Genomic DNA, 23,978 nt, shown 5'->3' on the forward strand with positions numbered 1-23,978 from the left:
GCACGCAGCCAGCGGCAGCGTGACGCTGCAGAGCCAGAAGGGCGCGACGAAGATCGCGGCGGACAAGAAGGTGACGATCGCCAGCACGACGAAGAACGTGGATGTCGAGGCGCCCAAGCACGTGCTGCTGACCAGTGCAGGCGCGTACATCAAGCTGGAAGGCTCGAGCATCAAGATCCATGCACCGGGGAAGGTGACGTTCAGGGGGATGCACAACTTCGTCGGGCCGCAAGGGGACAGCAACCGTAATTCGGTAGGCAAGAGCGAATTGAGCAGTTGCCCGAAGCAGAACGATGCCGCCGCAAGTGGCGCTGTAACCCTGTGAGACAGAACACTCATGCTTGAACGCCTTGTCAGGCAGTTGGGTGAAACGCTGCAAGCGGATGACATGCTGTCGGCCTATGTGCTGGTGGACCCCATGTTGCGCGAGCCCTTCTCCGAAGACTTGCCACAAGCGGAGTCGCGTGATGTGTGGACCATTCCTGTGCATCACCCGTTGCTGAAGCCTGAACAGCGTCCTAGGTTGATTCACCTGCATCCGCACGACACGCATCTGCTGGAAGCGAGCCTGGCCTTGGCGCTCAGCGAGCAGGCTGACCCCGATACGGAGGGTGAGCAAGGCTTTGCTCTTGGTGGCTGGTTGCTGTGCGCAGCGCCTGCGGATGCGCTGGTTCGACACCTTGCCCGATGCATGAACGGCGGCCTTTCGAATGAGGCAACGCCAAGGCTCATACGCTGGGCCGATCGAAGGGTCATGGAGTGGATGTGGCCCGCCCTCACGCCGAATCAGCAAGCGGGTCTCCTGGGCCCCATGCAATGCTGGTGCAGCCTCGACCGGTGCGGAAGGCTCATGCGTTATGAAATCGCCCCTGGCGTCGTGCTGGAAAGTCCGAGTTTCAGTGCCGGCCAGTGGGCACACGCGGGCAGCAATGAGGCGGTTCAGGATTTGCTGCGCGGATGGCTGCGGTTCGCGGGCGCGCTGCCCGAAGACTATTTGCAGCAAGCGTCCGAGGTGGCGCGCACAGTCATTTCCGCTGGCCTGTCGAACCGACAAGACAGGGTTCTGTTAGGTGCCTATGTGCTGCAGATACACCCGCGCTTGATCACACATCCGATCGTGCACTCGGCCATCGCTCGTGCCTTGCGCGGAGAAGTCACGCTCGCGCAGGCGCTCGACGATATCCCCGACCCCGAAGGCTGGAACGCCATTCGAGATGAGTTGGAGCGCCGCGCCGGATCTGGACAGTCTCGATCGATCGCAGAGGGAGAAGAACTTGGCTGATACGACGTCCCCCACTTACTCGGCGGCGGCGCAGAAAGCGGCGGCCGGTACGCCCGGATGCGCCGCCGGTGGCTGTCCTGCATGCATCAAGGCCGGATTGCCGGTGCTGCTCGTGCGTCCCGGGCTTGCCGAGAGGAAGTACGCGAAAGACAAGCAAGACGCGGCACGACCGCTCCTCGATAAGCATACCGCTGAAGTAGCGTTGACCTACAGCAGCTATGTCATGCGCACGCTGCGCGCGGGCTTTGTTGTTGTGTACTACAAAACACCGCACACCCCGCAATTGATAAGCGACGAAGGGTGGCAGATCTTTCGTGTCAGCGATGGTGGCTATCTCAGCCCATTCCCGCTGCATGCCGTTCCCTACACGAACAGCACCAGCCACGATGACGGTTTCGTGTGCCAGCGCTCCGACGCCTACGCCAATGCGATGCTGCTTGTGATTCCCGAGGCTCAGTATGCCGGCTCGGTGTGGGTCGGCTACAGCGACCACCCCTGGTCCAAGCCGGTTCGGGATCTGTATGCGTCCAGCGAGGAGCTGCGGCTCAAGCGCATGACGCTGATCGAGGCTTCGCAGGGGAAAGCCGAGCGTGCAATGCCGTTGACCGAAAAAGCAATCCTGGAGCTCGTTGCGGACTACGACAAGAAGCGACAGCCCAACGACCTACTGGGCACACCATTCCCTCCTCTGAGTCTGCACAAGGTTGCCCCGGGAAAAGCCGGGGTGCGGCCCGAAACCGCACGTCAGGTCATTCAGGCGGCCCAGCGTCTGGTGGCTGCTTCGGAGGGGCAATACGCCATGAGCCATGTCCACATGGTCAGTGTGCCCGATGCCGTCGGGGTGACCTCCGAATCGGCTTACATGCGTCTGACGCAGTGCAACAGCGCTGCTTCGTGGATTGGCAAGCAGAAAAACGGAGAGTGGTTGCTTCAATCGGCGTTGGCCATCGAGGGGTTGCTCAAGGAGATCGATGCACGCGGCGATTCAGCCAAGCAGCACATGCAGGACGTGGCGTATTTGAACGGCAAGCCGATCACGAAGGCGGAGTTTCAACGGCAACAGGAAGCTGGAAAATTTCCACCCCAAGCCCGTTGGGAGCCCAATCGTCGTGAAAGCCCGGTTCCAAGAGCTGGAAGCTATCCCGATTTCAGTGGCGGCAGGATCGTGCTTCCCAGTGAAGGGGAAATCGACGACGGCACAGCCGATCTCAAGACCCGTGTGCTCAACAAGCTTGCATCGAACGGTCGAACCAACTATCCGTTTCGGAAGTTCCTGCAAGAGTTCGAGAGGCTCTCCAAAGCCGACAAGTACCTTCTCGCACAGATCGAACCTGACCATGGCATGTGGCTCCAGTCCGACGCCCGCAAGCTGGTGACGGAGAACGACTTCGGTCCCAAAGAGCGTATCGACGGTTTGCACTATGCCCATGTCGTCGCGCAGATCACGCTCGGAGGGCACATGAGCATCACCGGGCTCGAGTGGTACAAGGCGCTTGTTTCGGACAGTCCATATGACAGTCAGGCGTTGCTGACGCGTGCGATGCTTGGAAATCAGGTGGATTTTTTCGACGTGTTCAAGTCCACCAAGATTCACAAGGAAACCAAGAACATCTTCAAGCTGTTCGAGGAGACACGTGAGGCGTTCGTGAACACCGGAAGGGGGGTGATCGCCGCCCCTTTGGCCAGCCAGCAATGGTTGGCCAAATATCCGTTCTACAACACGGCGATTGCATCCATCCCAGCGCTGAAAAATGCCGCTGCACTCGTTGCGAGTCCCTTGATCGGCATTGCTGGCGCTGTCGTCATGGCGAGGAAGGGAACCGACCCGCTCTCCAGCGCCATACGTGAGGAATACAAGGCACTCATGTGCGACATCATCGAAGCCACGGGCCTGAACGGCACCAAGGCTCACGCGGTAAAGATGAGATTGTCCGAGGCGGTGAGCTACTGGGAGAGCGTGCGCGCGGAAATCGCCCGCAATGCGGCGGGAGAGGCGAGCAGGGCCGGAAATGCGGTCGTCGGAAGGCTGCGCAAATCATTCCAGGCAGGCGGGCTGAGCCTGGCCTTGGCGGGGCATTTTCGTGGCATCGATATGATCATCGATGTATGGGTCTTTACAAACGAATCGCCTGAAAAATTGAGCCAGCTGGCTGCCGCTGCGGGGCGCACCGCAGCAGGCACGACAACTGCGCGTGCGATCGGATGGACGGCAGCGCAATTGACGACACTTGCACGTGGTTCCGCTGTCGCAATGAGTGGTGGTACCGCGGCGTTCTCGTTGGCGGGCGCCATGCTGCACGGGCTCTCGCTCAAGAAGTCTGCCGAAATGCTCGAACATGGGTCGCAGGAACAACGCAGAGCTGCGTGGTTTGGTCTTGCAAATTCTGGCCTGGGTGTCGTCGGCGCCATGGCGGAAGTGTCCGAACAGGTACTGAAAGAGAGTGGTGAGATGCTCAACACGGCGCTAAAGGACAGCGGCAGGCATTGGGTAGACCGCGCCAATCGCGCGAAGCTTTTGGCCAGCAGACTGTCTGCACTCGGATTGTTTGTAGATGCGGGTTTTGCTGCAGTCAATGCGTGCGCGCGATTCGAGAAGAACGATACGGATTCAGGAACCGCGTACTTGGCGTCCGGCGTTCTTTTCGGAATGGCCGGCTGGGCTGGGTTGATGGCAGCTGCGCAGGTCGGTGCCGAAGCAGCCGCCGTCAGCGCAGGCACGGCCTCGGTTGCCAGTACGGGTCTGCTGGGGTTGTCGTGGACTGGTTGGGGCCTGATTCTGATCGGGCTTGCTGTCAGCGTTGGCTACATCGCTGTGCTGTTGAAGGACACACCCACGGAAGAATGGGTTGCCAAAACCATCTGGCGCGGGGCCGCATCCAAGCCTTTTTTCAGCCTCGATTCGGCCGAATGGGGCAGCTTTGAAGTGGAGCAGCAGGAACTCAACAAACTCCTGATGGGAATTCGCGTGGAATTCGACTATTCCATGGGTGTGCAAGACACCATGAGCACGTATGGGCGCAATCTGACGCAAGAGGCAATCATTCGCGGTTCTCCGTTCGGAGGAGCCGCGAAGGACCCGATCAAGGAGGAAATCGGGGTCTTCAAATCGATCGACCTGCGACTGTGGATGCCCCAAACGCTACGCGACAACCTCGAATGGAGCATCGATATCACATTGGACAATCCGGGCGGTGGCTCTACGTCCGTCTATGTCCTGGGTCGAGGCTATGTCTATTCCTCAACGAAGGACCTGGGGGGAGTCGCGGACCCGAAACTTACCGAGGAGAAGAAGAATGGCTTCACGCACCTGGAGATTCCTGTCGACGCAGTGCGATACCCCGGTGCCCAGGCCCGAGTAGTGGTGCGGGCCGATGCCCTCAGCCAGGACTATGTGATCAATGAGGTCATCAGATCCCCATGAGTGCAGCTTGGATGTCAGCCGGAACCCGCAGCCCGCGCAGTCTTCCGGGCTGAGCACTGGCAGCCACATCGAGGTCAGCATGAACACATACACGGCGGGTAACCAACGCCTTTTGGGTGTAGCCGCATTCGCGGACATAGTGGCCGCCGCTCATGGGCCACCGTTCGCCGCGATGCAGGCGTGTCCGAGCGCCGCCATTTGCACGAGCATCCCGACCGCCTGCGCAAAGAGCGCCGGCTGCGCCCTGAAAGTGAAGCGCACGTGCTCGGGCAATTCGAGCGCGCCGGCGCCTTCAGGGGTGAGGACGAGCGCGAGGCCGTCGCTCCGCACCGCGAGCGCCAGTACTTCCCCGCTGCAGGCCAAGTCCTGGCTCGTTCGCTCCAGGTACAGCGCGTCTTCTTCGAGGATGCCGGTGGGCATCTTTCCGCAGACGATGTGCAGCACGTCCAGCGGTTCGCCCAGCGAGGCAAAGCCGAGCGTGAGCCACAGCATGCCGTCGTCGTCGCCCGCGAAGAGTTCGACTACGTCGAAAGCGGTGACTACAGGGTCCGGTGCAGCGTGATTCATTCAGGGTGGCGTGAAGGTTTCCGCAGGGACTCTAGGAGGCCGGTGGCCGGCCCGCCAGTGTCGAAAGTCACCCCTTCCGGGCAAGCGGGCATGCATGCCGTTCTCTCGCATCACTCTCGTACCATTGCCCGAATGCGAACACTCCCACTCCCCACCGGCGGCGAGATGCCGGTCCTCGGCCTCGGCACCTGGCGCATGGGCGAGGTGGCCTCTCGTCACGCGGCCGAGGTCGCCGCGGTGCGCGAAGCCATCGTGCTGGGCTACCGGCTCATCGACACGGCCGAGATGTACGGCGAAGGCGGCGCCGAGACCGTGCTCGGCCAGGCCATCGGTGAGGCGCTGCGCGCGGGCGACGTGCGGCGTGACGAGCTCTTCATCGTGAGCAAGGTCTACCCGCACAACGCGAGCCGCCGCGGTACGCGCGAGGCCTGCGAGCGCAGCCTGAAACGGCTCGGGCTCAATGCCATCGACCTGTATCTGCTGCACTGGCGCGGCAGCCATCCATTGAGCGAGACGGTCGAGGCGATGCACGCATTGGTGGCCGGTGGACGCATCGCGCATTGGGGCGTGAGCAACTTCGATACCGATGACATGGAGGAACTGGAGGGCGTCATCGGCAGTGGCCCGGGCTGTGCAGCGAACCAGGTGTACCTGTCGCTCGGCGAGCGCGGCCCCGAGTTCAGCCTGCTGCCGTGGCTGCGCGAACGCGGCATGCCGCTGATGGCCTACAGCCCGATCGACCAGGGCGCATTGGCCGGCGACGATGCACTCGGAGAATTGGCGCAGCGTCTTGGCGTGACCGCTGCGCAACTCGCGCTGGCGGCAGTGATCGCGCGGCCCGGCGTCGTCGCGATTCCGAAGGCGGTACGCAGCGCGCACCTTCAGGAAAATCTCGCCGCCGCTGAATTGAAGCTCGATGCCGCGATCCTCGCCGAACTGGACCGACTGCACCCGCCACCGCGGCGCAAGACGCCGCTGGCGATGATCTGATTCCCTAGTGCGCGTCCGCGTGCTTGGCCGCCGCGATCACGGCCTGCTCGTCGTGCTTCGCGCCGTTCAGGAACAGGTTCAACAACACGGCAGCAATCGATGCCAGCAGGATGCCCGACTCGATCAGCGAGTGGATCGCATGCGGCATCCACTGCTTGAAGTTGGGTGCGATCAACGGAATCATCCCGACGCCGATCGACACCGCGACGATCATGGCGTTGTGGCGATTCGTCTTGAAGTCCACGCCCGACAGAATGCGGATGCCGGTGGCCGCCACCATGCCGAACATCACGAGGCCCGCGCCGCCGAGCACTACGGTGGGCAATGACTCCACCAGCGCCGCCATCTTCGGCAACAGCCCCAGCACGACCAGGATCACGCCGCCCGCCACGCACACGTAGCGGCTCTTGATGCCGGTGACGGCCACGAGGCCGACGTTCTGCGAGAAGCTGGTGTACGGAAAGGTGTTGAAGATGCCGCCGATCAGCGTGCCCAGGCCGTCGGTGCGCAGGCCCTTGGCGAGGTCCTTCTGCGTGATCTTGCGGTCGGTCATTTCGCCGAGCGCGAGGAACATGCCGGTCGACTCGATCATCACCACGATCATGATCAGCGTCATCGTGAGGATCAGGATCGGGTCGAACTGCGGCATGCCGAAGTGAAAGGGCAGCACGATGTCGACCCACGCGGCCTTGCCGACCTTCTCGTAGGTCATGAGCCCGGTGAACGTGGCGACGACCGCGCCGATCACGATGCCCAGCAACACCGAGATGTTGGCCACGAATCCCTTGGCGTACTTGACGATCAAAAGGATCGACACGAGCACCAGCGCGGCCACGCCGAAGCCCGAGAGGTCCGCGTACTTGGGGTTGGGCACCGTGGGCATGATCGCGAAGCCCTTGGGCACCGCCGGAATCGAACTGCCCGGCGAGGTGACTTCGGCGAGCCACTTGGCATACACCGGGTCGACCAGCGCGGGCGCCGTCGGGCCCACGGGGTTGCCGAAGATCCAGTTGATGCCCACGCGCATCAGGCTGATGCCGATGACCGCGATGATGGTGCCCGTGACCACCGGCGGAAAGAACCGCAGCATGCGGCTCACGAGCGGCGCGATGAGTATCGACACCACGCCCGCGCCGATGATCGCGCCGAAGAGCAACTGCGCGCCGTTCTGCCCGGGGTTGGCATTGGCAATGGCCACCATCGGCGCGACCGATGCGAAGGTCACGCCCATCATCACCGGCAGCTTGATGCCGAACCACTGCGTGGCGCCCAGCGCCTGAATCAGCGTGGCGATGCCGCAGCAAAAGAGGTCGGCCGAGATCAGCAGCGCAACTTCGTCGGGCGAGAGCTTGAGCGCGCGGCCCACGATGAGCGGCACTGCGACAGCACCCGCATACATCACGAGCACGTGCTGCAGTCCGAGGGCCGCGAGCTTGCCCGAGGGCAGGCGCTGGTCCACGGGGTGAACTGCTGGGGAAAGGTTATCGCCCGTCATCGTGTATCTCCTGCTGGACTGCATTGTGTACGCGAAACTGTATACAATTTATGCCGCAATCTGCATGCAGGAAAACCCGCACGCCGTCTGCGTGCAGTGCAAGCGCCGTGCCCCGGCGCAGGCTTCAGGCGAGCAGCGCCTTGACCAAGTCGAGCTGCCGGTCGGGCTTGTCGGTGCCCAGTTCGAGGCTGGCCTCGATGCGTTCGAGGTGCTCGGTCATGCAGGCCACGGCACCTTCCACATCGCCTTTTCGGCAGATACGCAGGAAGTCGGAGTGCTCGTCCGACGAGCAGTGCGGATCGTTCGACGAGTGATAGAGCATCGCGATCAGCGAGCTGCGCGCCACCAATTCGCGCACCAGTTCCGTCAGCGTGTGGTTGCCCGTGGCCTCGGCCAGCGCCACGTGGAAATCGCCCAGCACCTTCTCGCGCACCGCGCCCATCGCGGGACTCTGGCGCAGCGCCGCGCGCTCGAACTTGATGTGCTGCTCAAGCGCCTGGTAGTCGCGCGGCCGCGCATTCGCGATGAAGAGGCGCACCACTTCGCTTTCCAGAATGCGGCGCACCGCGAACACCTCTCGCGCCTCCTGCACCGTAGGCTGCGAGACGAAGGCGCCCTTGTCGGGAATCATCTCGATGAGCTTGTCCTTCGACAGCATCAGGAGCGCCGCGCGCACCTTGGTGCGGCTCACCGAGTAGACGCGGCCCAGCGCCTCTTCGCGCAGCCACGTGCCGGGCGGCAGGCGCTTCTCGACGATCGCGGTGGCGATGTCCTGGGCGATGCGCTCGATGGAGCTTCCCTTGCCAACGGCTGCACCGTTCTCGGCCGGAGTGGCGATGGTGTCGGTCGGGGCGGGGGAGGCGATGGTTTTGGTGCTGGCGCGGGGCATGCGGAGATTGTGGCTCAGCGTTCGATGCCTTCGCCCGCGCCGGCCCGCATCACCCGCGGAGCGTGAAGCCTTCGAGCGCTCCCGTCATGGTCTTGGGCAGGGGCCGCGCGAGCTCGCCGCGCTTGCTGGTCTGCAGCTTCAGCGTGACCAGCGATTCGATGAGCTTGGTGCCCGCGGCCACGCCGTCGATCACCGGCACGCCCAGCAGGTCGCTGATGTGTTCGCACAGGTCGGTCATGCCGGCGCAGCCGAGCACGATGCAGTCGGAGCCGTCTTCTTCCAGCGCGCGCCGGCATTCGTCGACGATGCGTTCGCGCGCGTTGGAACCCGGCTCTTCAAGCTCGAGCACCGGCAGTTCGCACGCGCGCACGTTGGCGCAGAAGCGCTCCATGCCGTAGATCTCGGCCAGGTGCCAGGCCTGGCCCATCGTCCGGCCCAGCGTGGTGACCACGCTGAAGCGGCTGCCGATCATGCTGGCCAGGTGCATCGCTGCTTCGGCGATGCCGACCACCGGGCCGCGCGCCAGTTCGCGCGCGGCCTTCAGGCCCGGGTCGCCGAAGCAGGCGATCACGTAGCCGTCGATGCCATCGCGTTCGCCCGCTGCAATCTCCTGTAGCAGGCCGGGCACGGCCAGCGCCTCGTCGTAGTGGCTCTCGATGGAAACCGGCCCCATGGCCGGGCTGACCGCGACGATTTCCGTGCCGGCGTGCGCCACCGTGCGGGCGCAGGCGCCGATCTTCTCGGTCATGCTCCAGGTGGTGTTGGGATTGATGATCTTGATGCGCACGGCGCGGCCCTTTCTTTCTCTTCGGTGTTTCAAGTCTTGTTGTTGCGGTTCAGGAGCACGTAGAGCACGAAGCCCAGGCCCATGCCGATGAACCACGCATAGTTCGCGCCACCGCGCAGCGCCGGCATCATCACGCACAGGATCGGCACGAGGGCCGAGGGCACCAGCGCCTGGATCGCCTTCGGGTTGTAGCCGCCGCTGTACCAGTACTTGCCCTGCTTGCTCATGGTGTAGAGCGCGTCCACGTCGATCTGTTGCTTGCGTACGATGTAGTAGTCGGCGATCAGGATGCCGAACAGCGGCCCGATGAACGAGCCCAGCACGTCGAGCGTGTAGTGGATGACTTCGGGACTGTTGTACAGGTTCCAGGGCGTCAAGAACACCGAGCCCACCGCGGCGATCATGCCGCCGGTGCGCCAGCTGATGTGCTGCGGCGCCACGTTCGAGAAGTCGAAGGCCGGCGAGACGAAGTTGGCGACGATGTTGATGCCGATGGTGGCGATCATGAAGGTCAGCGCGCCCAGCACGACGGCGGTGGTGCTGTCGATCTTGCCTACGGTGTGCACCGGATCGGTGATCAATTCACCGAACACGGGCAGCGTGGCGGCCGTGGTGATCACCGTCAGCAGCGAGAAGAAGACGAAGTTCACCGGCAGGCCCCAGAAGTTGCCCTTCTTCACCGCGTCGAAGCTCTTGCCGTAGCGCGAGAAGTCGCCGAAGTTGAGCATCGGGCCGCTGAAGTAGCTCACCACCAGCGCAATGGCCGAGAGCATCACCGGCAGCGCGTCCCAGCCCTGGAACTTGATGCCGCCCAGATTCAGGTCGATCTTGCTCCAGCCCGCCTTCCACACCAGCCAGCCGCACAGCACGGCCATCACCACGTACACCGCCGGGCCGGCCCAGTCGATGAACTTGCGGATGGCTTCCATGCCGTGCCAGAACACGAAGGCCTGCAGCACCCACATGACCATGAAGGCGACCCAGCCGAGGGCGGAGAGGCCGACGAAGCCGTACTGCGCGACATCGGCGTACGGCGCCAGCCCGGGCGCCATGTGCAGCGCCAGCACCATGAAGGCGGCGGACGCGAGGTAGGTCTGCACGCCGTACCAGGCCACCGCGATCAGCCCGCGGATGATGGCCGGGATGTTCGCGCCCAGCACGCCGAAGGGCGCGCGGCACACCACCGGATAGGGCACGCCCGTCACCTGGCTCGGCTTGGCCACGAGGTTGCAGAAGAACTGCACGATGACGATGCCCACCAGCAGCGACACCAGCACCTGCCAGCTCGACAGGCCGAGGGCGAACAGGCTGCCGGCCGTGATGTAGCCGCCCACGCTGTGCACGTCGGACATCCAGAACGCAAAGATGTTGTATTGGCCCCAGGTCTGTTTCTTGAGCGGGGCGAGGTCCTCGTTGGTCAGGCGCGGGTCGTAGCCGGGCTTGATGAGGGCGTTCGATTCCGCGTGCGGCGCAATGCCCGCTTCGCTGGCCCCGGCGGGGGCGTGGCTCACGACTGTGCTCATGGTCTTTTCCTCGTGCAAGTGTTGGGGAGATGAAGCCCGTTTTCGACGCAAATATCGCGCCACATTTCGAGTGCGTTATTTGTATACAAAAAATGCACGCAATCAAGACCATTCGCGGGATCATATATCCGTAGATTCCCTGATGCGGGGCGCTGTTCCGCGGCAAAAAAGGTGTTCCGACCTGCAGCATGGCAAGGCTGCAGTGATCCAGTACGAAGTCGCGCAGGCCGCGCCGAGCAAGAGAGACCAGTTTGGTGACTCAGTCCGGCAAGCTCCGTGCAGGGGCGAGAGTTGCCCGCGGCAGGACGAGCCTGAACGAGCAGCCGCGCCCCGGAGCGCTGTTCAGAAGAATCTTGCCGCCGTGCCGCGAGGCAACCGTCTTCACGAAGGCCAGGCCAAGACCGGCACCGTCGGCGCGAACGCTCGAGTGGGTCCGCGAAAAGGGCTCAAAGATCTCCGTCTGCCTGTCCTTGGCAATCCCCGGTCCCTGGTCCTGCACAAGAACGGCCCAATCGCCCGCGTACGTCTCGACCGCGCAAGTGATCGCCGAATGCGCAGGCGCATGCTTGAGCGCATTGCCCAGGAGGTTGCCGATGGCGCGGGAGACCAGGTCGCGGTCCACGCGGCTGAACGGTTCTTGTGAACCCCGGAACATGGTCACCTTGATCTGCCTGCGTTCGCAGGCCTCCCACGCGTCGTCGATGCATTCGAGCAGCAACTCCGACAGGTCGCAGGGCTCGAAGCGGTAGCGCTGCGACTGGGCTCTCATGAGTTGGATGAAGCCGTCCGACAACAACAGCGCCTTTCGTGCGTGGCGCTCGATCCGTTCCTCGAGCTGGACCTGCGTCATGGCTTCGGGACTGCGCTTCCTGAGCGTCAACAGCGTGAGGATGGCTGTCTGGGGCGCGCGAATGTCGTGGCTCAGGAAGTGCAGGGCGCTGTCGCGCTGGCGCTGGACCTGATGCAATTCGGTGACGTCGACAAGGCTCAGGATCCAGCCTATGTGTCGCCCCTTGGCGCTGAGCGAAGGCACGCGCTTGACCAGCAGGTCATGCGCATGTTCATCCCGGGCCGACACCGCGCTCGCCGCAGGAGGGCCGGCCAGCGCTTCCGGTGTGATCACGGGTCGATGGTCGGCGGGAGAGTGGATGCGGCGCATGAGTGCAACGGCCGATGCATTGCTCAGCGCCATGCCGGCAGTCGCGTTGAAGTAGCGTGCCGCCGCGGCATTGGCCAGGCGGATACGCCCGTATCGATCGCACACCAGCGTCACGTCGGGCAGGTTGTCCAGGCTGTCGCTCACGAACCTGTGCAGATCGCGCAGGTGCTCGGTGGCATTTATCAACGCCTCGATCCGGCGATCAAGGAAGTCGCCCGACAGGTGTTTTCTGGTTGCGGGCGGTTGCGCGAGACTGACATTTGCACGCAGATGCCTCGACGCGTCGATCAGATAGCGGGTTGCCGCATTCAACTGGCTCCAGCTCCAGAGTGCATAGGTGACGCCCAGCCCCAACACTCCCGCGGCGGGGGAGAACTGAAGTTGCAGCAGCACATTGCCCAGCACGGTTGCGAGCGGAAGGAGCAGCGCCAATGCACCGGTCAGAAGCAACGCCGCCAGCGGCTCCAGGAAGGCCATGCCGATCAGCGCGAGCAGCACGGCCGAGAGGCTCAACGCGATGTTCAGCCACGTCGGCGCGGGCGACAGGTCGTGCCGGCGCAACAGGCTGTCCAGCACGTTGGCGTTGATCTCGACACCCGGCATCAGATTGCCTTTTGCCGCGACCGGTGTTGCGTACAGGTTGCCCAGTGCCGGTGCCGTGGTGCCCACCAGCACATATTTCCCGCTGAAGACGCCAGGTGGAACAGAGTCGGTGAGCACGTCGATGTAGGAGATCCGCCGAAAGCGCCCGGGCGGCCCCGCATAGGGCACGATCATCTGGTGCGAGCGTCGCCAGTCGACCCACCGACCCGATGGCGGCGTGTGGGGAAGCTCCTGCGCCTGTGCACCACCCGGCGGCACTTCGAAGTCGTGTCGCGGATTGACGACCTTCAGCATGGCCAGGCTGAAGTGATCGAATTCGAATCCCACCAGGCCTTCGTGCAGGTACACGTCGCGCGATACGCCATCTTCGTCCACCGGCAGCCGGTCGAGGCCGACCCTCGCTGCCGCCTGCGCGAGACTGCCGATGGGTTCGATGGTCACCGGGTTGCCGCCGTCGCTTTGCAGCATCGCCATCAGGACCACCTTGCCGCTGCGCCTGAGTGCACTTGCCAGCACCTTGTCATCTCCCGGCTCTTGCGCATCCGGGCCCGCGAGCGGAATGTCCAGCCCTATCGCAAGCGGCGCATCCTGCGTGATGCGATCGATCAGCCGTGCGTGAGCCGTCTTGCGCCAGGGCCAGGAGCCGAGCGCCTCGAGGCTCTTGTCGTCGACCTCGACGATGACGACCTGGCTGTCGCGCACCTCGCGGCCCTGCGAGGCGATCAATGCGTCCTGCAGGAAATGATTGGGTTGCCGCAGCGTGTACGAATCGTCCAGGCCGACGACCACCGCGAGCGCGGCTGCGACGAGCATGAGCCACGACATCCAGCGCGCGCATCCTCTTCGTCCGAATGCGCGCGTGAACGTGCCTGCAGGTTGTCCTGTCACAAGCCGGTGTAAATCGTCGGCCTCGCGAGGAGATGTCGACATCGGGCCTATGGCCGCGTCTTCATCATTCAACTTCTTTCGCGACAAAGACAAAGCGAGAGATGGCCACAGTTCTCATTGCGCCATGGAAGAGGAAGGAATGGGAAAAGATCAGAGCTCGCAAGACACCATGCTGTTCGTGTCCGGCCTCTGCCTGCCGACGGCCTCGAAGCGATAGCCCTGTCCGTAGATCGCAGACAACCGATAGCCGTTCTCCGGCCGCAGGCCCAACACCGTCCTGACGCGGGAAACATGGGTGTCGAGCGAGCGCGACATCAATTCGGTGCCCACCGGGTTGTTGGTTTTCCACATGCTCTCGAGCATGTGCCCGCGCGATATCAGGCGGCCCATGTTGCGAAACAGAAAGAGCGCGAGATCGAACTCCTTGCGTGTCAGCGGCATGACCTTGCCGTCGATCTCGAGCTTGCCCATGGCGGGAGTGAACCGGTAGCGCCCCCAGACTTCGTTGTCGGTCTGGGGCTTGCCGTATGAACGACGCAGCAGCGCCTGCACGCGTGCCGTCAACTCGCCCACCCTGACGGGCTTGCTCATGAAGTCGTCCGCACCCGCATTCAGCCCTTCCACGATGTCGCGCTCTTCCCGTCGATTGGTCACGAAGAGGATGGGAACGTGTTCTTTCAAATTGCTTCGCACCCATCGCACGACCTCCGGCCCGGACACGTCCGGAAGCTCCCAGTCGAGTACCAGCAGATCGAAGGACTCGCGGCGCAACTCGTTGAGAAGGGTGGCACCGTCGGTGAACGTGTGGCAATGATGGTTCATTGCCTTGAGCGTGATCTTGGTGAGATCGAGTTGACCTACATCGTCATCAAGAGCAGCAATTCGCATGGATCCCGGATGGTTTGTTGGCGTGCGACGCGTAGTTTCGCGCAGGGATGCAGCAGGGCTACTTGATTCTAGTAAATAACCACATCCGGGGATGAGTCCGAAATCTCAAGAATTGTCAGATCGACAAGCAGCGCGAGCGAATGCGCGGCATTGATCGAGTGCTTTTGCGTGCAGTCACGTTGGCTGTTCAGCCTTCGTTCATCTGCATGAAGCGCGGATATGCGAGAAGAACTTCGTAATTTCTGTGCGCACTTTCTCAACAATTGTCAGATCGATAGACGCAACTGAACCCCCTCTCTACTGTCCGGCCCGAAGAGTCTTTCGTGTGGTTACGCGGCGTTGCCGCTGATTACAGAAATACCGACTCGAGCGGCAGTTGAGTGCTGGGCAGCGGAGGGCTTGCCCAGCTCCGTCATTCACGAGGAGAGGGTATGAATAAGTCTTATCGGTCGCTATGGAACGAGCGGCTCGGTGCCTGGGTTGCGGTGGCGGAATTCACCAGCGCCCGCGGCAAGCGCAGCGGGAGCTCGGTGCAGGCAGCGCCCGGAAGCGCTGCCGCGTTGCACCCGCCAGGGCGATTGCGCGCGGGGGTCATGACCGCACTGGTGGCCATGGGTGGGCTCGGGGGGGCCTCGTTGGCGCAGGCACAGGTGAACTGCACTGCGGCGCCGTACTACATCTACAGCGGCAGCTCGACGTGCGCGGGTGTTCAGTCCCAAGCGACCATGGCCGGAGCCACGGCCATAGGTTTCAACGCCGCCAGTACGGGGCTGAATGCCACCACTCTCGGCTATGGTGCCGTTGCCTCTGCGGTCAATGCTCTTTACCTGGGCGCGCGTACCGCTCCAGGAACCGGAGCGACCGGGGAGTCGTCGATTGCCATCGGTACGGACGTCACTTCCGCCGGCCCGGGGTCCATCGGCATCGGCGTGCAGTCGAAGGCAGCTGGAAACGGCGTTGCCGTGGGTGCATCAGCCGTTGCCTCAGCGGCGGGAGTCGTCGCAGTGGGCGGTGGCGCCACGGGTTCGGCAGTCAATGGCGTCGCTGTGGGTTCCGGAGCCAGTGCCACCGGAGTCAACTCCATTTATCTAGGCGCACGCACCGCCTCGGCGACAGGTGCACTGAGCGAGAGTTCAATCGGAATCGGTACGGACGTGATTGCGAGCGACACGTACGCAACCGCCATCGGCTTCAACACGAAGGCGACCGGGCTGCGCAGCATCGCCTTTGGATACCGTGCAAATGCGCTCGCACTCGATGCCATTGCACAGGGCAACACCGCCAACGCGAGTGCCCAGAATTCCATCGCGATCGGCTTCCAGTCGATCGCCTCCAAGATCAATTCCATCAACCTTGGCGCGCGCACGGCTCCAGGAGCGGGCGCCACGGCGCAGGGCGCCATCGCCGTCGGCACGGACGTGGAGGCGTCCCAGGATCGCGCCGTCGCAATGGGCGTCGCAGCACGCGCTGCCGGCATCGACGCACTGGCGCTCGGTACCCGTTCCAACGCGACTGCCGACAACGCCACCGCGCTCGGCTCGGGCGGGACCACCGTCGCGACCGCGGTGCGCGCCTCGGGCGCCGGTTCCGTGGCGCTGGGCGGGAACGCGACCGCGGGCGCCAATGCAGCGGGAACCAATGCCATCGCCATCGGCGGAGAGTCGGCCGCGACGCAGGCGGAAGCGATCGCTGTCGGCCGCCTGGCCCGCGCCTCGGCCTTGAGCACCATCGCGGTCGGCAGCAATGCCCTGGCGGATTCGGCCGAAGCGGTTGCCATCGGCACCAACGCCACCGCCACCGGCGGCCGCTCGGTCTCCATCGGCTCCGGCAACGTGGCCAGCGGCGACGGCGCAGTAGCCATCGGCGACCCGAACACCGCCACCGGTGACGGTGCGATCGCGAACGGCAAGGACAACACCGCCACCGGCAACGGCTCGGTGGCCATGGGCAATACCAACATGGTCGGCGGCGGCGGGCAGGCCATCAGCACGCCCGGCACGGCGGCGCAGGGGGCGGTGGGAATCGGCTTCCAGAACACCGTGGTCGGGCAGGGCAGCGTCGCGATCGGCAGCACGAGCAAAGCGCTGGCTGCGGGCGCGGTCGCGTTCGGCGACACGGCAGTGGCCAACAACGCGGGCGATGTCGCACTGGGCTCCGGGTCCAACACCGCAGCGGCGGTGGGCACGCCCAGCGGGGTGCTCGGCGGCATCACCTACACCTATGCCGGCACCACGCCGACGAGCACGGTGAGTGTGGGATCGGCGGGCAACGAGCGCACCATCACCAACGTGGCGGCCGGCCGCGTGGACAGCGCCAGCACCGATGCCATCAACGGCAGCCAATTGGCTGCGGCCTATACGTCACTGGAAAGCCTGTCGACCTCGACATCCACGGGCCTGAGCACGGCCACCAGCAACATCGGCAGCCTGTCCACGGCATTGAGCTCGTCCACGAGCGGTCTTGCGAGCCTGTCGACGGGCTTGAGCACGACGAACAGCTCCCTGGGCAGCTTGTCGACCTCGACATCGACCGGCCTGAGCACTGCAACGAGCAGCATCGACAGTCTCTCGACGTCGACATCGACGGGGCTGAGCACAGCGACCAGCGGCATCACGAGTTTGTCGACCGGCTTGAGTACGACCAACAGTGCCGTGACCAGCTTGTCGACCTCGACGTCGACCGGCCTGAGCACTGTCACAAGCAGCATCGGCAGCCTCTCGACTTCGACCTCGACCGGCATCAGCAGCTTGTCTACCGGCCTGAGCACGACGAACAGCACCGTGACCAGCCTGTCGACCTCGACATCGACCGGGCTGAGCACTGTCACAAGCAGCATCGGCAGCCTTTCGACTTCGACCTCGACGGGCATCAGCAGCCTGTCTACCGGCCTGAGCACAACGAACAGCACCGTGACCAGCTTGTCGACCTCGACGTCGACTGGTCTGAGCACTGCAACGAGCAGCATCGGCAGCCTCTCGACTTCGACCTCGACCGGCATCAGCAGCTTGTCTACCGGCCTGAGCACGACGAACAGCACCGTGACCAGCCTGTCGACCTCGACATCGACCGGGCTGAGCACTGTCACAAGCAGCATCGGCAGCCTTTCGACTTCGACCTCGACGGGCATCAGCAGCCTGTCTACCGGCCTGAGCACGACGAACAGCACCGTGGCCAGCTTGTCGACTTCGACCTCGACCGGCATCAGCAGCTTGTCGACCGGCCTGAGCACGACGAACAGCACCGTGACCAGCTTGTCGACTTCGACGTCGACTGGCTTGAGCACCGCAACGAGCAGTATCGGCAGTCTCTCGACGTCGACATCGACGGGCCTCAGCACGGCGACCAGCAGCATCGGCAGCCTGTCCACTTCGACCTCTACGGGCTTGAGCACTGCGACAAGCAGCATCAGCAGCTTGTCCACTGGCCTGAGCACCGCGACCAGCGGCATCTCCAGCCTGTCGACCGGCTTGAGCACGACCAACAGTACCGTGGCCAGTTTGTCGACCTCGACGTCGACCGGGCTGAGCACTGCAACGAGCAGCATCGGCAGCCTCTCGACTTCGACCTCGACCGGCATCAGCAGCTTGTCTACCGGCCTGAGCACAACGGACAGCACTGTCGCCAGCTTGTCGACCTCCACGTCCACCGGGCTGAGCACGGCAACCAGCAGCATCAGCAGCCTGTCGACCGGCTTGAGCACGACAGACAGCACGGTAGCCAGCCTGTCCACTTCGGCATCGACGGGCTTGAGCACTGCGACGAGCAGCATCGGCAGTCTGTCTACCGGCCTGAGCACGACGAACAGCAATCTGGTCAGCTTGTCGACCTCGACGTCGACCGGCCTGAGCACTGCAACGAGCAGCATCGGCAGCCTCTCGACTTCGACCTCGACAGGCATCAGCAGCCTGTCCACTGGCCTGAGCACCGCAACCAGCAGCATCGGAAGCCTGTCCACTGGGCTGAGCACGACGAACAGCAACCTCGCCAGCTTGTCGACATCGACGTCGAGCGGCCTGAGCACCGTCACGAGCGGTATCGGCAGCCTTTCCACCGGACTGAGCACCGTCGCAAGCAACGTCGACAGTCTCTCGACGTCCACCTCGACCGGCATCAGCAGCTTGTCCACCGGCTTGAGCACGACGAACAGCAATCTGGCCAGCCTGTCGACCTCGACATCGACCGGCTTGAGCACGGCGACCAGCAGCATCGACAGTCTCTCGACGTCGGCGTCCACGGGCCTCAGCACGGCGACCAGCAGCATCGGAAGCCTGTCCACCGGGCTCAGCACCGTCGCGAGCAACGTCGACAGTCTCTCGACGTCCACCTCGACCGGCATCAGCAGCTTGTCCACCGGCTTGAGCACGACGAACAGCAATCTGGCGAGCCTGTCGACTTCGACATCGACCGGCTTGAGCACGGCGACCAGCAGCATCGGCAGCTTGTCCACGGGCCTCAGCACCGCCACCAGCAGCATCGGCAGCCTGTCTACAGGGCTCAGCACCGTCGCCAGCAGCGTGGACAGCCTCTCGACGGGCATCAGCACGGCAACCAGCGGCGTCTCGAGCCTTTCCACGGGCCTGAGCACCACGAACAGCAACCTCGCGAGCCTGTCGACCTCGACTTCCACCGGGTTGAGCACGGCGACCAGCAGCATCGGCAGCCTGTCGACCGGCATGGGCAGCCTGTCCACCGGGCTGAGCACCGTGACCAGCGGCGTGGGAAGCCTGTCGACTGCGTTGAACATCACGAACAACAACGTCAACAGCCTGAGCACGTCGGTCAACGAGATTTACAACACAGGCACCAAGTACTTCCACGCCAACTCGACGGCGGCGGACTCGCAGGCCATCGGCCAGGAATCCGTGGCGATCGGACCACGGTCAGTGGCCAGCGGCGACAACTCCTTCGCAGCCGGCAACGGCGCGCAGGCCACGGCCAACGGCGCGGTGGCCGTGGGCTTCGGCGCCCAGGCCACAGGCAGCGATGGCATCGCGATCGGCACCAACGCCCGTGCAACTGGCAGCGGCACAGCCATCGGCTTCGGCGCGGTGGTGCAGCAAGCCGGCGGCGTGGCGCTGGGTTCGGGCTCGGTGGCGTCCACGGCAGCAGGCGTGCAGGGCTACGTGCCAGGCACCGCGACTGCGCAGCAGACGGCAGCGATCCGGGCGACCACCAGCACACAGGCTGCGGTGTCCGTGGGCGATGCGGCCAACGGCCAGTTCCGCCAGATCACCGGCGTGGCGGCGGGGACGGCCGACAGCGATGCGGCCAACGTGGCGCAATTGCGGGCCGCCTCCGGTGCCGTGGCGGCGGGCAGCGTGCAGTACGCGACCAACGTGGACGGCTCGGTCAATTACGGCCAGGTCAACCTGGGCAACGGCCAGGCGCCCAACGGCACGCGGATCTCCAACGTGGCGCCGGGCATCGCGCCGACGGACGCCGTGAACCTCGGCCAATTGACGGCCATGCAGAGCCAGCTGCAAGGCCAGATCGCCAGCACGCAGCGCATCGCCTACTCCGGCGTGGCGATGGCCACGGCCATGAGTTCGATGCCGCAGGTGATGACGCCGGGCAAGACGCTGCTGTCGGTCGGCGTGGGCAACTACTCGGGCTACAACGCGCTGGCCATCGGCTTCTCGGCACGCTCGGACAACGGCAAGTGGGTCTACAAGGTCAACGGCGGCTACAGCGGCACCAAGTTCAACATCGGCGTGGGGGTGGGATATGAATTCGAATAACCGGGTAGCGCGCAAGCGGAAACTGAAGGAGTCTTTCATGGCATTCGCAGGGCAACGCGCATCTCGAATCTGCATTGCCGCGATCGGTTTCGGGGCGCTCGCTGCCCTGTACGGCTGTACCTCCTATGTGAGCAAGGGCATCACCGACGACGGCAAGGCCGAAGAGCTCGCATGGCCTGCCGAGCGCAATGCGCGGCAACCGGAGGGGAGTTTTCCGAACCGCGACAACCTGCGCGCAGTGCGCCCCGGCGACACCAAGAACCAGCTCTACGAATTGTTGGGCCGCCCGCACTTCGAGGAAGGGATGTTCGCGGTGCGCGAGTGGGACTACATCTTCAAGTTCCGCTCGAGCGGAGACGAGGTCGCCACCTGCCGCTACAAGGTGATCTTCGACAAGGACTACAAGGCACAGACCTTCCATTGGCTGCCAGCCGATTGCGCCGGCCGGAGTTCGTGAGCCAACAAAGCGAGGCAGCGACGGCGATAGATCGATTGTGAAACGGGGCCCGCAGTCTTGGAGGCGGGCGCCACGACTGTCAAATGGTTGGTGGCGCTCACCAGGCGCGAGATCTGCGAAGCGAGACAGGCCCGTACGCCTTGCCATCTCGCGGATGGACATCTGCTCGCGCACGGCCCAACGTCTGATGACGCTCAATGAATGCCGCCACGTCTGTCACTCCCAGGATCCCCACTATTCAAAAATAGTGGGGTAGGGTTTTGCGTGGGGCCGTCTTGGGCGCAAATTACTGGGTTCAGGCGATTAATTTTCGACGGCAAATAACACAATGGCTTCGGCGGGCGTAATTGCCGATGCCCACAGCATGGGAATGACCTCGTTTCCGTGAGATCGCATGTCGCCAGGCCGACCGCGCCGAAATGAATTGCACGGATTCAATTCGCAGGATCGCCCGCAATTGACGGGCCGATTTCTTTTATCAAAGAGACTGGACGAAAGGGAGCGTCAAGTTTCCTCTGTGCAGGTGCGCCATCCACTCGCGCTCGCGGGCGGGATCTGCCGTCCTAATTTTTGCCTAATTTAAAAGTCAGCTTGTGGTCAGATCCAGTGTGGTTGCGAATTGATGCGGCCTGAATGTCTTCGTTGAATTAGCAAAGAATTAGCAAAGAGCCAAATGCTCTTTTGACATGTCAATGTCATTTGCTATTTCTACATTTCTCCTCGATGTGGCGTTTCGTACTCAAACGCACGATGCCCGCATCCCCATGCAGGCCGGTCAAAACCATCGATAACCAACAGCCCCATATATATGATGATTTTCCAGAAAAGAGTTTTGCTCTCGTCATTGACGACGGTTGCGGCCTGCGTGCTCGCCGCTTGCGGGGGCGGAAGCGACGGGGGGAGCAGCTTCTTCCCGATCATTCCGCCGGCCAACACGAGCAGCACGACCCTCAGCGGCGTGGTGGCCGCCAGCGGCTACGTGCCGGGCAGCACCACCGGCAACCCGACCCTGAAGCCCGGCTACTACCAGAAGGCCACCGTCTTCGTCGACGCCAACGGCAATGGCGTGCTCGACAGCGGCGAAACCTCGACCGTCACCGATGCCAGCGGCAAGTTCACGCTGACGACCAGCGCCACCGGACAGCTGGTGGCCGACATCGGCACCGCCGCGACCAACACCGCCACCGGCGCTGCCGTGGCCAAGCACCTGATCCTGCGCGCCTCGGCCGCGCAGATCGCCGACCAGGGCGCGGACGCGATCGTCATCAGCCCGCTGTCGAGCGAAGCGCAGCGCCTGGTGGAAGCCAACGGCAGCGACTACGCGACCGAAAAGGCCAACCTCGCCGCACGCATGAGCGGCCCGGCCTTCAACCTCGGCGATGCGAAGTTCAGCGATCCGTTGGCGGACGTGAACGCCCTCGGCGGCGCCACCCAGTACGCCGCGCTGTATCAAGACAACGAGCTGACCAACCGCTACACCTACGCGACCGCCAAGCTCGACCGCAAGGACATGTTCCCCGACAACCTGGCCGTCGCGGGCGGCGACCCCCGCCTCGTGGGCCTCGCGGGCGTGACCCTCACCAACGCCGACGGCACCAAGGCGACCCCCTCGGTGCCGACGCAGAAGCAGGCGGCCATCACCTTCGCACAGGCGCAGCAGGCGGCCTTCAATGTGGAGGGCGTTCCGGCCTACGACAACATCTTCGTGATCATCGAAGAAAACAAGTCGACCGATGCGATCGTCGGCAACCCGCGGGCCGTGAACATCAATCACATCCTGAACAATTACAACCAGCTGAGCACGTACTACTCGACCGGCAACCCGTCCGAGCCGAACTACACCGCGCTGGGCGGCGGCGACGACTTCGGCATCCACGACGACAACTGGTTCGGTTGCGGCGCTGCCGGGGACTACAAGATCACCGACGCCGCATTCGCCGGTGGCACGGCTTCCGACGGCCAGCCCTTGCCCGCCCAGGGCGATCGCCCGCCGACGAACACGCGCGCCGGCTGGAGCGGGACCGCTGGCGCCACCTGCAGCGACACGCCGACCGGCGGCACCGTGCACAACGTCCCCGGCGACAACCTGTTCACGTTGATGTCCAGGACGGGCCGGACCATCCGCACCTACAGCGAATCGATGAACCCCGGCCAGGATGTGCGCGGCGACAGCATTGCCGACGCCAGCGTGGTCGCCACGTACGACACGAGCCGCCTGAAGGGTGTCACCAACCTGGACGGCTCGGCCATTCCCGCCCTTGTCGGCACGTCCAACTTCGCGGTGGTGAACGGCCTCTACAAGGTCAAGCACGGCCCGTCGATCGCCTTCCAGGAAGCACGCAACCTGCCCGAGTTCACCGCCACCAACCGCACCATCTTCGGCACGCAGTACCAGGAAGCGGACTGGCTCAAGACCACGGCCTACAAGGTGCCGAGCGGCTGGGTCTATGACCAGTTCAGCAAGGACCTGGCCGCGGGCGATGTGGGCAACATCAACTTCATCGTGCCGGACCAGTGCGACGACATGCACGGCGTGGGCAACGACGCAAGCTGCCAGGGCGGCAACGACGGCCAGGGCCCCAACATCAAGCGCGCCGACATCTACCTGGGCATGACGGTCAAGGCGATCCAGAACTCGGCGCTGTGGAAGAACCCGCACAAGCGCGTGGCGATCGTGGTGATGTTCGACGAAGGCGAAGGCGGCAGCAACGGCTCCTGCTGCGGCTGGAACGCGGGCGGCCCGAATTCCGGCACCGCACCTGTGACTGTGGATGCGAGCGGCAAGGCCGTCGCCACCACCCCGCCGGCCAACTACGCCGGCGGCAACTTCGGCCACGGCAATTCGATCTTCGGCATCCTCACCAACCAGCAGGACGTGGGCACGGCGAAGAAGAAGGTCGCCGACAGCGACGCCTACAGCCACTTCTCGTTCCTGCGCACGCTGCAGGACATGTTCCAGATCGCCGACCCGGCTGTCGATGCGACGTACCTGAACCGCGCCAAGTACTCGGAAGCGTTCATCACGGCCAACATCCTGGCGCTGCCTGAATACCAGAACAGCGCGGACACGCACTTCGACTCGGTGCGGCCGATCAACCATGCCTACGTGATTCCGGCCAACTACAAGCAGAAGCTGTACGCGAACGACATCGTCGGCGTGCAGGACCCGGAGACGGGCAAGCTGGAAGGCCAGATCACGCCGCAGGTTGGTGCCGACGCGAGCCAGAGCAGCGTCTGGGCGACGAAGTAAGCCGACGACCGACGACAGAAAAGCCGCGGAGGGTTTGGAGG

14 protein-coding genes and 3 pseudogenes are annotated in these 23,978 nt (G+C 63.8%); 9 read left to right on the top strand and 8 right to left on the bottom strand.

Annotated features, from left to right (window positions below; translation table 11 throughout):
* From ACSFA7_RS12020 to ACSFA7_RS12030, 3 genes are all read left to right on the top strand, one after another.
* Nucleotides 1–325: DUF2345 domain-containing protein (locus tag ACSFA7_RS12020; RefSeq protein ID WP_435499571.1), on the top strand; the 325-nt coding region annotated here is incomplete at its 5' end.
* A 12-nt stretch (nucleotides 326–337) separates the two neighbouring features.
* Nucleotides 338–1,282, top strand: a complete 945-nt coding sequence (locus ACSFA7_RS12025; protein ID WP_435499572.1) for a DUF4123 domain-containing protein — start codon at nucleotides 338–340, stop codon at nucleotides 1,280–1,282.
* Nucleotides 1,275–4,703, top strand: coding sequence for a T6SS effector BTH_I2691 family protein (locus ACSFA7_RS12030; RefSeq protein WP_435499573.1), 3,429 nt, complete (start codon nucleotides 1,275–1,277; stop codon nucleotides 4,701–4,703). The genes ACSFA7_RS12025 and ACSFA7_RS12030 overlap by 8 nt, the downstream gene beginning before the upstream one ends.
* Nucleotides 4,704–4,853: 150 nt before the next feature.
* On the opposite strand, the gene ACSFA7_RS12035 is transcribed toward ACSFA7_RS12030, so the two are convergent.
* Nucleotides 4,854–5,270: a hypothetical protein gene (locus ACSFA7_RS12035; RefSeq protein ID WP_435499574.1), complete on the bottom strand. Its 417-nt coding sequence runs from the start codon at nucleotides 5,268–5,270 to the stop codon at nucleotides 4,854–4,856.
* A gap of 132 nt (nucleotides 5,271–5,402) precedes the next feature.
* Between ACSFA7_RS12035 and ACSFA7_RS12040 the strand changes: the two genes are divergently transcribed.
* A complete protein-coding gene (locus tag ACSFA7_RS12040; protein WP_435499575.1) occupies nucleotides 5,403–6,260 on the top strand; it encodes an aldo/keto reductase in 858 nt (285 codons plus the stop codon).
* 4 nt (nucleotides 6,261–6,264) lie between these two features.
* Here ACSFA7_RS12040 and ACSFA7_RS12045 read toward each other — a convergent pair whose 3' ends face one another.
* The 6 genes from ACSFA7_RS12045 to ACSFA7_RS12070 all read right to left on the bottom strand — a co-directional run bounded on the left by ACSFA7_RS12045 (nucleotide 6,265) and on the right by ACSFA7_RS12070 (nucleotide 14,492).
* Entirely contained in the window at nucleotides 6,265–7,755 is a 1,491-nt protein-coding gene (locus ACSFA7_RS12045; protein ID WP_435499576.1) for a nucleobase:cation symporter-2 family protein, read from the bottom strand.
* A 124-nt stretch (nucleotides 7,756–7,879) separates the two neighbouring features.
* Nucleotides 7,880–8,644: a GntR family transcriptional regulator gene (locus ACSFA7_RS12050; protein WP_435499577.1), complete on the bottom strand. Its 765-nt coding sequence runs from the start codon at nucleotides 8,642–8,644 to the stop codon at nucleotides 7,880–7,882.
* A 49-nt stretch (nucleotides 8,645–8,693) separates the two neighbouring features.
* Nucleotides 8,694–9,431 (bottom strand): aspartate/glutamate racemase family protein, encoded by a 738-nt coding sequence (locus ACSFA7_RS12055; protein WP_435499578.1) that lies wholly within the window; start codon nucleotides 9,429–9,431, stop codon nucleotides 8,694–8,696.
* A gap of 29 nt (nucleotides 9,432–9,460) precedes the next feature.
* Nucleotides 9,461–10,954 carry an NCS1 family nucleobase:cation symporter-1 gene (locus ACSFA7_RS12060; protein WP_435499579.1) on the bottom strand — a complete coding sequence of 498 codons (1,494 nt, stop codon included), beginning with the start codon at nucleotides 10,952–10,954 and terminating at the stop codon, nucleotides 9,461–9,463.
* Nucleotides 10,955–11,213: 259 nt separating this feature from the next.
* Complete coding sequence (locus ACSFA7_RS12065; protein ID WP_435499580.1) at nucleotides 11,214–13,529, bottom strand: CHASE2 domain-containing protein; 2,316 nt, start codon at nucleotides 13,527–13,529, stop codon at nucleotides 11,214–11,216.
* 225 nt (nucleotides 13,530–13,754) lie between these two features.
* Nucleotides 13,755–14,492, bottom strand: a complete 738-nt coding sequence (locus tag ACSFA7_RS12070; protein WP_435499581.1) for a response regulator transcription factor — start codon at nucleotides 14,490–14,492, stop codon at nucleotides 13,755–13,757.
* A gap of 431 nt (nucleotides 14,493–14,923) precedes the next feature.
* On the opposite strand from ACSFA7_RS12070, the pseudogene ACSFA7_RS12075 reads away from it, so the two are divergent.
* From ACSFA7_RS12075 to ACSFA7_RS12090, 4 genes and pseudogenes are all read left to right on the top strand, one after another.
* Nucleotides 14,924–16,324: pseudogene (locus ACSFA7_RS12075) on the top strand (ESPR-type extended signal peptide-containing protein); the annotation flags it as partial.
* A 60-nt stretch (nucleotides 16,325–16,384) separates the two neighbouring features.
* Nucleotides 16,385–18,739 (top strand): annotated as a pseudogene (locus ACSFA7_RS12080) (hypothetical protein); the annotation flags it as partial.
* Nucleotides 18,740–19,123: 384 nt separating this feature from the next.
* Entirely contained in the window at nucleotides 19,124–20,230 is a 1,107-nt protein-coding gene (locus ACSFA7_RS12085) for a YadA family autotransporter adhesin (RefSeq protein ID WP_435500213.1), read from the top strand.
* Nucleotides 20,231–20,267: 37 nt separating this feature from the next.
* A complete protein-coding gene (locus tag ACSFA7_RS12090) occupies nucleotides 20,268–20,687 on the top strand; it encodes an outer membrane protein assembly factor BamE (RefSeq protein WP_435499582.1) in 420 nt (139 codons plus the stop codon).
* A 120-nt stretch (nucleotides 20,688–20,807) separates the two neighbouring features.
* Here ACSFA7_RS12090 and ACSFA7_RS12095 read toward each other — a convergent pair.
* Nucleotides 20,808–20,885: pseudogene (locus ACSFA7_RS12095) on the bottom strand (XRE family transcriptional regulator); the annotation flags it as partial.
* 613 nt (nucleotides 20,886–21,498) lie between these two features.
* Between ACSFA7_RS12095 and ACSFA7_RS12100 the strand changes: the two are divergent.
* Nucleotides 21,499–23,937, top strand: coding sequence for an alkaline phosphatase family protein (locus ACSFA7_RS12100; protein ID WP_435499583.1), 2,439 nt, complete (start codon nucleotides 21,499–21,501; stop codon nucleotides 23,935–23,937).
* Nucleotides 23,938–23,978 lie beyond the last annotated feature (41 nt).

It is taken from the genome of Variovorax trehalosi (assembly GCF_051216415.1).
Classification (GTDB): Bacteria; Pseudomonadota; Gammaproteobacteria; order Burkholderiales; family Burkholderiaceae_C; genus Variovorax.